This window comes from Flagellimonas pacifica (assembly GCF_900215465.1).
Classification (GTDB): Bacteria; Bacteroidota; Bacteroidia; order Flavobacteriales; family Flavobacteriaceae; genus Flagellimonas; species Flagellimonas pacifica.
Genome location: NZ_OBEH01000011.1, coordinates 1 through 2,198 on the forward strand (window position 1 = coordinate 1; position 2,198 = coordinate 2,198).

Genomic DNA, 2,198 nt, shown 5'->3' on the forward strand with positions numbered 1-2,198 from the left:
ATACTCTTGAAACCCCAGAGCATCAGATCCACTGCAGGCATTATTTTGCCCGTTGCCAAGGGGTTGACCTTGATGGACAATGTCCTTGCCACATTTCCGATCAAGAAGAATCATGGTCGGGCCGGAGGGTATTGCGTCAACATCACCAGCCTTGTCATGAAACAGGACATACAATGGCCACAACAGCTGGGAGTGTCCTTTGGCACACCCATCCCGGAAATATCGGTGCTCGTGGATTCCAAAAATCTGGAAAATGAGGTCATTGTCAAGACCCGGAGGGGGATGGTCAAACATAGATCCAAAGTGTCGGTACCGGTATATTATGGTTTTTGCGCCCTGCCGGAACCCATGAAGGCCCGACGATATGATTATCGCATGGGTTTTATCAATGAACACTTTCTGGATATTGACCATGGGATCCATGAAGATGGGACCCATAACAGCATTGCCAATATCAGTAGATGGCGATTGGAGAAAAAGTACAAAGATCGATCGGTAAGTGTTCCCGTAAGGCCCATCACTTTTATTTTGTCGCCCGAGATCCCCAAAAAGTGGCGTTCCTATGTAAAGGCGGGCATATTGGAATGGTTGCCGGCATTTGAGGCGGCCGGGTTCAAGGATGCCATAACGGTCAAGGAGGCCGATAGTTTGAGTGACTGGCAGTTGTACGGTATTGGGAACAATATTGTCCATTGGGGAGAGGAGCGATATTTTAGGGACCGTGACCAAAAGGAATATGGGGGTACCATTGCCCGGGTCATCGATTACAGGACCGGGGAACTCCTCAAAAGCGATATTTTTTTGAACGCCTCCAGGCAGACCCTTGAAGAACGGTATTTCACCCGTGCATCCCCATTGGACAAGAGGGCACAATCCTTTCCCTTTCCTGATGGACTGACTGGACGGCTGTTCCAATGTTTGGCAGCACATGAAACAGGGCATACCCTTGGTCTGAAGGACGGGAATTTTGGCGAGTTCAGTTATCCGGTCAAAAAAATGAAGGATAAGGACTGGTTGGGGACGATGGGATATACCCCGAGCATCATGAACTATACCCGGACCAACAATGTGACCCAGCCGGAAGATGGGGTGCCCCCTTCCATGCTGTTGCAAAGAGTTGGGCCTGCGGACATCCATTCCATTAGTTGGGGCTATAGGGAATTTCAGCAGGGCATTTCATCCAATGCCGAATCGGCCGCACTTGAGGCCATCATACGATCACAGGATTCCATTTCGTGGTTGCGGTACATTGATACCCAGTTTGAGGTAATGGGCCCCGGTAGGACCAATGAGGTGGTCGAGACCAACGATCCCGTAAAAAGTACGGCATTGGCGTTAAAGAACCTGGAACGTGTTGTCGGGTTGATTCCGGGTGCGTGTGTGGGACAAAAGGACAATGCCCAGTTGGTGCGGCTCTATAATAAATCAGTGGAGTTATGGTACCACCATATGCTACATGTGGTTTCTGTCATCGGGGGCTATCACATCCATTATAAGTCCCCCGACCAGCCGGGGGAGATGTTCGTTCCCATACCATGGGAGGCCCAACAACAGGCGCTTGATTATCTGCTGATTAATGCCTTTGATCCGCCGGAATGGTTGACAGCCCCAAAATTTGATGCACGGATACGGTATTCCACCTTTCCGGACAAGGTGGCGGAGTATGAACATTGGTTGATCTTGGAACTGGTACAGGCCCATAGGCTCAAACGATTGGAGCAAATGGAAAATATCTTTGGGAACCATGGATTGGTCCAAAGCTATCTGGAGCAATTGCAGTCCGGGCTTTTCAAGGAGTTAAATAAGGATATGGATAGGGAAGATCGTAGGAGACAGGAAATCCAAATGATCTACATCGAGGGTTTGGTCGGGGCGTTGGAAACAAAAAGGGCGGGATTTGATCCCGGCGCGCAGTTCATTGCCTACACCGATTATTCCAAAGGTATTTTGATGCATCAACTGATGGGCCTAAAAAAGAATATCGAAAAGGAGTTAAAAAGAAATGGGAACGGGACCGCTTCCGGCCATTGGCAGTTGTGCCTGAAAAAGATCAATACGGTTTTGTAGAAGGAGGGTGATATCATGGAATTGGCTAAAGGTCACATCCATGGTGGGGTGATTTTTGAGTTAGCGAAAAAGGTGCCTTTTGTGGGCACCTTTTTTTTACGCCGTAACCACCAATTTAGGGCTTGCTCAAC

General features: G+C 48.9%; 1 protein-coding gene. It reads left to right on the forward strand.

Annotated features, from left to right (window positions below; genetic code table 11):
• Window positions 1-2,067, forward strand: a 2,067-nt coding sequence (locus tag CRO15_RS19560) for a zinc-dependent metalloprotease (RefSeq protein ID WP_116458932.1), incomplete at its 5' end; no start/stop codon positions are given.
• Window positions 2,068-2,198 lie beyond the last annotated feature (131 nt).